Here is a 6,608-nt window from a genome sequence, read left to right on the forward strand (position 1 = left end):
CTTATCCGAACGGCATTAGACATTGAATGTCGGCCTTTCTAAATCTAGCTTTAAGCTATGACTAAGCTTACTTAGACATTACTTTGTAGATTGGGTCTTCTGCAACGTTCGCTTCAACTAAGCTACCGGCTTTGTGCAGCATAGCAACACAGTCTTGGCTTAGGTGGCGAAGGTGAAGTGTTTTACCTAGTGCCGCGTAACGGTCAGCAATCGTGTCGATCGCTTCAATAGCAGAGTGGTCAGTAACGCGTGAGTTTGCGAAATCAACGATAACATCTTGTGGATCGTTGTATGAGTCAAACAACTCAAGGAAGTTAGCGGTTGAACCAAAGAAGATTGGACCGTTAACTTTGTACTCTTTAGAGCCTTCAGCGTTAACCGATGTGTCTGCGTAGATGTGCTTAGCATGTTGCCATGCAAACATTAGTGCAGAAGCTACAACACCCACACCAACTGCTACCGCAAGGTCTGTTAGTACTGTAACGACAGTTACAAGAACGATAACGAAGAAGTCTTGCTTAGGAACGCGACGTGCCAACTTGAAGGTTGCCCATTCAAACGTACCGATAACAACCATGAACATAACGCCCACAAGTGCTGCTAGAGGAATCATTTCAATCAGTGCAGAGCCGAACAGGATGAACATCAGTAGTGCAACTGCCGCTACGATACCTGAAAGACGACCACGACCACCTGAGTTTACGTTGATCATCGATTGACCGATCATCGCACAACCACCCATCGCGCCAAATACTGAACACGTCACGTTCGCCATACCTTGACCAACACATTCACGGTTAGATTGTCCACGAGTGTTTGTCATTTCGTCTAGTACGGTTAGCGTTAGTAGTGATTCGATTAGACCAATCGCTGCAAGAATCACTGCGTAAGGCAGGATGATGTATAGCGTTTCTAGGCTAAACGGTACTGCTGGAATAGAGAATGTTGGTAGAGAGCCCGCTAGTGTTGCTGCTTCGTCACCAGACATAGTGCGTAAGAAATCAACAACAGTACGAGTTTCTAGATCAAGGCCAACAACCAAAGCCGTTACTGTAACAATAGCAACCAATGACGATGGTACCGCTGTTGTTAGTTTAGGTAAGAAGTGGATGATAGCCATAGTCAGTGCGACTAGACCTAACATCAGTGTCATTTGACCGCTTGGTAACCAAGTTAGCGCACCTGTTACGTCTGGTGCTTTAAATTGTCCAAGCTGAGCAAGGAAGATAACAATAGCCAAACCGTTCACGAAACCAATCATTACTGGGTGTGGAACGATACGGATGAATTTACCTAGCTTAAATACACCCGCTGCAATTTGCAGAAGGCCGGCTAGCATAACTGCCGCAAAGAGGTATTGAACGCCATGGGTTGCTACTAGGCTAACCATTACAACAGCCATTGCGCCAGTTGCACCAGAAATCATACCTGGACGACCGCCGAAGACAGAAGTGATTAAACCTACGATGAATGCTGCGTAAAGACCAACCATTGGGTCAACGCCTGCAACAAAGGCGAATGCTACGGCTTCAGGTACCAGAGCTAAGGCTACGGTAAGACCTGAAAGCACATCATTTTTTACAGAGTGCTTTGAAAATTGTGGGAATTCGAACATGTTTGCTCAGCTATGCTTAAAATGGGTTTACCGACACGAATGTATTGCGTAGCCAAACAGTGATGAAAAAGAGCGGCAATAGCTAAGTGTCGAAAATATAAGTGCGCGAATGCTACCCAAAAATGTGATTAAGTTCAAGGTTGAACCCTATTTTGAGTAATATATCTATTATAACTAATCGGAACTATGGATATAAAAAAAGGGCGACTTATGAATAAGTCGCCCTTAGATAGTTCTCTGCAGATTACTCTGCGAAGCTCATTAGTATTGAGGTTTAGTCATGCCTGCGCCGGCTTTATTTGACGCTGCTTGGCTACCTGCACCTTTCGATACAAAACGCTCAGTACGGAATGGAGCCGCAACAACTTGAATCTCTTTGATCTCTTGAGGACCAGGAGCTTTAGTCATTGGTGAACCTGCTTGTTTTTTAGCAACAGCGGCCTTTGGTGCCGCTTTAGGAGCTTCTGCTTTTACCACAGGAGCTTCTTCTACTTTTACACTTTCAGCTTTAGGTGCTTCAGCTTCAACAACTGGTGTTGCTTCTACTTGCACAGCTTCTGCTACAACAGGCGATTCAACTTTCGCAGTTTCAGCAATCACTGGAGTTTCAACTTTCTCAGTTTCAACTACCGCAGGAGCTTCAGTTACCTGAGTTTCAACGACAGTTTCAGCTTCTTCACGGCGGATAATGACTTTACCCATCGCAAGTTCAGGACATGCAAAGCCGCCAGCAATAGCTGTGTTACTTTGTGGTGCCGTCTCTTGAGCTACGTTTTGCTCCTGTACAGCAACTTGAGTTTCAACTGCTACTTGAACTTCAGCCACTTCAGGTTTTGCCTGATTATGGTGAGGTTTTGGAATGAAGCGAGGCATCACTTTACCCATAGCCATCTCTGGAGAAGCTACACCACCTTTACGTAGGCGGAATGGGTTAGGACGACGATCACGACCGCGACGACGACGTTGACCACTTGCACGTAGGTGACGTGGAGAACGACGGTTGCGACGTTGCTTCGGCTCTTCCTGTTCTGTTTGTTCATCAGCGTTTGCTTGAGTTGCTTCTACTTGTTCCGCAACTTTTTGCTCTTGAGCTACTGATTGTTCTTTCGCAATAGACTGTTCTTTAGCAACAGCAGACTCATTTGACGAGTTTTCTGAAGCTTCAGCTTGTTGGTCTTTAATACGAACTTGTTTGTTCAGTTTACGACGCTGACGACGCTCTTTAATCTTAGCTGCTTTCGCTTCTGGCTTAGCCTTAGGCGCTTCTAGTTTATCAGCTTGAGCTTCTGCCGCTAGCTGTAGACCTTCTTCTGCTAATTTAGATGGTGCTAGCTCTTCGCGTTGCTTCTGCTCATCACGTGACTTATTGCGACGGTCTTGCTTAGGCTTACGAGGCTGGCGATTTTGCTGTGGAGCAGTTTCTTTCTGCTCTTCAGGTTTCTCATCACGAACTGGTTTACGACGGCGTTTGTTGTCACGGTTTTCGTTACGATTGTCACCACGCTCACCACGTTGTTCACCACGGTCACCACGTTGTTCACCACGGTCACCACGTTGGTTACGACGACGGTTATCGTTACGATCACGGCGTTGACGGTTGCCGTTGTTGCGATTGTTCTTAGGTTTCTCTTCTTGCTTCTCTTCTTCTTTTTTCTCTTCTTGAGTTGAAGAGCCAAATAAGAAGCTACCGATAGCTTTGAAGAAACGACCAACTAAACCTGGTTCTTGAGTCGCTGCTGATTCAGCTTTTTTCTCTTCTACAGCTTTAGGTGCTGGAGCTGGAGTCGGTGCTGATTGAGCAGGAGCTGCGAAGCCTTTAAGAGCTGGCTCTTCGATCTTCTTAGGACGAATAGTCTGTTCTGCAGGCTCTTTGCTTTCTGCTTCTTTTAGAGCTTCTAGCTTGGTAGGCAGCAAGTAAGACAGTAGGTCGAACTCTTCACCTTCACGAACACGGATAACCTCAAAGTGCGGTGTTTCCATGTCAGAGTTAGGAACTACAGTGATCTTAACTTCTTGGTTCTTCTCGATGTGGTTTACTGAGCGACGTTTTTCGTTCAATAGGTAAGAAGCGATAGGAACAGGGACTACAGCAAGAACTTGCGCAGTGTTGTCTTTTAGAGCTTCTTCTTCGATCAGACGTAGAACAGATAGTGCTAGAGATTCGTTATCACGAACAACACCAGTACCTGTACAACGAGGACAAATGTGGTGGCTTGCTTCTGCTAGTGATGGACTCAAACGTTGACGAGACATCTCTAGAAGACCAAAGCGAGAAATACGACCAATCTGAACACGTGCGCGATCTAAACGAACGGCATCACGTAGACGGCTTTCTACTTCGCGTTGGTGGCGAACCGGAGTCATATCGATAAAGTCGATAACAACAAGACCACCTAGGTCACGTAGACGTAATTGACGTGCAATTTCATCGGCTGCTTCTAGGTTAGTGTTAAGTGCTGTTTCTTCGATATCGCCGCCCTTTGTTGCACGAGCAGAGTTGATATCGATAGAAGTCAGAGCTTCTGTTGGGTCGATTACGATAGAACCACCAGATGGAAGACGAACTTCACGTTGGAAAGCAGATTCGATCTGGCTTTCAATCTGGTAATGGCTGAATAGTGGTACTTCACCATCGTATTTCTTAACGCGATTCATGAAATCTGGGCGTATTAATTGAATGTGCGCTTGTGCACGTTCAAAAATAGTATTGCTGTCGATTAGAATCTCGCCAATATCACGACGTAGATAGTCACGAATCGCACGAACGATAACGTTACTTTCTTGGTGAATAAGGAAAGGAGCTGCATTTGAATCAGAAGCTTGCTTGATAGCGCCCCAGTGATTCAATAGAACGTTCAAGTCCCACTCTAGCTCTTCTGCACTTTTGCCTACACCCGCTGTACGCACAATTAAGCCCATACCTTGAGGAAGCTCAAGAGTGCTTAATGCTGCTTTCAGTTGAGTGCGTTCATCACCTTCGATACGACGAGAAATACCGCCAGCGCGAGGGTTATTTGGCATAAGAACTAAGTAACTACCCGCCAAAGAGATGAAAGTTGTCAGTGCAGCACCTTTGCTACCACGTTCTTCTTTCTCAACTTGTACGATTACTTCTTGTCCTTCTCTTAGCACTTCTTTAATGCTAGGACGGCCTTGGTATGTATAACCTTCAGGGAAGTATTCGCGGGCAATTTCTTTAAGAGGGAGGAAACCGTGACGTTCTGCGCCGTAATCAACAAATGCCGCTTCTAGGCTTGGTTCAATACGGGTAATACGTCCTTTGTAGATATTCGCTTTCTTTGATTCGTGACCTGGACTTTCGATATCTAGATCGAACAGTCGCTGGCCATCAACCAAAGCGACACGCAACTCTTCTTTTTGAGTTGCGTTAATTAACATTCTTTTCATTTAGAAATTCTCATTGTCTTTTCTTATTTTCATCATTGGTCTTATCGCTTTAGTTCGTTTCTCATGGTGCCAGATCCCATGGCTTTATCGGTGCAGCCTCCCGGCTGGAGAGGGATGCTCTGGGGCACGTCAGTCATCATAGGGAGTTAGCCTATGATCCGCGATGTGGCGGTGAATACTCAACATGAGTGTACGTGAGTAGAGCGATAAGGAACTCAGTTGACCGTGTCTTACGCCGATTGCAGCACTGTCTAATCTGAGTCATCTACTCATTTACTTGCTTATGAATGGTTAGCTGTTTAAATATTAGTCAATCCATTGATAGCAGCTGTGAACTATAGCAGTGGTCGGTAAACACAGCAATCTGCTTTGTCGTAATGCGGTAAAAAAAACAGTTTTTGTTTGGGTTTTGATAGCTCTAACTCACTGTCTATAAATAATTTATCAATTGATATTTTAATTTGCAGGAAGCTTGGTGCTTTTTTGTTCGAAGAATCAAAGAAATATAGAACTTCAATGCCCTTTTAGGGATAGAGTCGCAGGGATTTTAGATAAATAAGTTCAGAATAGGGTTAAGAAAATCTCAATTATCAAAAGTGACAGTGATACAATAACCCAATGAGCGAAATTAGAACCCAAGTCCAATTTGTCGACATTGACGAAGATATGGCTGGTCAGCGTATTGATAACTTCTTACGCAACCAATTAAAAAACATCCCGAAAAGCATGATTTACCGAATCGTGCGTAAAGGCGAAGTCCGCGTTAACAAGAAACGTATCAAGGCTGAGTACAAACTAAAAGCTGGCGACTTAGTACGTATCCCTCCCGTTACTATTGAAGAGAAAACGGAAGAGAACGTACCGAGTACGAAACTCAATAAGGTTTCGGAATTGGAACAGTGCATCATCTATGAAGATGATCACATGCTGATTCTCAATAAACCATCAGGTACTGCGGTTCATGGTGGCAGCGGCTTGAAGTTTGGCGCGATTGAAGCATTGCGTGCTCTTCGCCCTGATGCTCGTTTTCTTGAGTTAGTGCACCGTATTGATAGAGATACGTCTGGCATTTTGCTTGTTGCTAAGAAGCGCTCGGCGCTAAGACACCTTCAAGCACAGTTCCGTGAAAAAACGGTTCAAAAATACTATTTCGCTCTAGTGATGGGCGAATGGAAGAACAGCTGTAAAGTCGTCAACGCACCTTTGTTAAAAAATGAAGTGAATAGCATTGTTCGAGTGAACCCGAATGGTAAAGCTTCTGAAACCCGCTTTAAGGTTTTAGAGAAATTCCAAGAGGCGACGTTGATTCAAGCTAGCCCAATTACAGGCCGTACACACCAAATCCGTGTGCACGCTCAGTATACCGGTCATCCAATAGCTTGGGATGATCGTTACGGTGATCGTCGTTTCGATGCTTATACGGGTAAAGTAGGACTGAATCGTCTGTTCTTACATGCAGCCAACATCAAGTTTATCCACCCGGGTAGCGAAGAGAAGATTGATATCTCGGCGCCAATGGAAAGAAGGCTAGAGAAAGCCTTAACTGGTTTACGTAAGCTTTAAGAAGATACGAGATACGAGATAC

3 protein-coding genes are annotated in these 6,608 nt (G+C 44.8%); 1 reads left to right on the forward strand and 2 read right to left on the reverse strand.

Features of this window, described 5'->3' with window-relative positions:
* Positions 1-67: 67 nt before the first annotated feature.
* Both AB4513_RS10620 and rne read right to left on the reverse strand, forming a co-directional pair.
* Positions 68-1,615, reverse strand: a complete 1,548-nt coding sequence (locus tag AB4513_RS10620; RefSeq protein WP_009848614.1) for a SulP family inorganic anion transporter — start codon at positions 1,613-1,615, stop codon at positions 68-70.
* 261 nt (positions 1,616-1,876) lie between these two features.
* Positions 1,877-5,023, reverse strand: coding sequence for a ribonuclease E (gene rne / locus AB4513_RS10625; protein ID WP_102257373.1), 3,147 nt, complete (start codon positions 5,021-5,023; stop codon positions 1,877-1,879).
* Positions 5,024-5,641: 618 nt separating this feature from the next.
* Here rne and rluC point away from each other — a divergent pair.
* Positions 5,642-6,586 (forward strand): 23S rRNA pseudouridine(955/2504/2580) synthase RluC, encoded by a 945-nt coding sequence (gene rluC, locus AB4513_RS10630; RefSeq protein WP_009848612.1) that lies wholly within the window; start codon positions 5,642-5,644, stop codon positions 6,584-6,586.
* Positions 6,587-6,608: the final 22 nt, after the last annotated feature.

This window comes from Vibrio sp. 10N.222.54.E6 (assembly GCF_041473955.1).
Taxonomy (GTDB): Bacteria; Pseudomonadota; Gammaproteobacteria; order Enterobacterales; family Vibrionaceae; genus Vibrio; species Vibrio tasmaniensis_A.

Bases quoted from the DNA above. Each gene is read 5' to 3' on its own strand.
- AB4513_RS10620 (WP_009848614.1), bottom strand. From the start codon at position 1,615: ATGTTCGAATTCCCACAATTTTCAAAGCACTCTGTAAAAAATGATGTG.
- rne (WP_102257373.1), bottom strand. From the start codon at position 5,023: ATGAAAAGAATGTTAATTAACGCAACTCAAAAAGAAGAGTTGCGTGTC.
- rluC (WP_009848612.1), top strand. From the start codon at position 5,642: ATGAGCGAAATTAGAACCCAAGTCCAATTTGTCGACATTGACGAAGAT.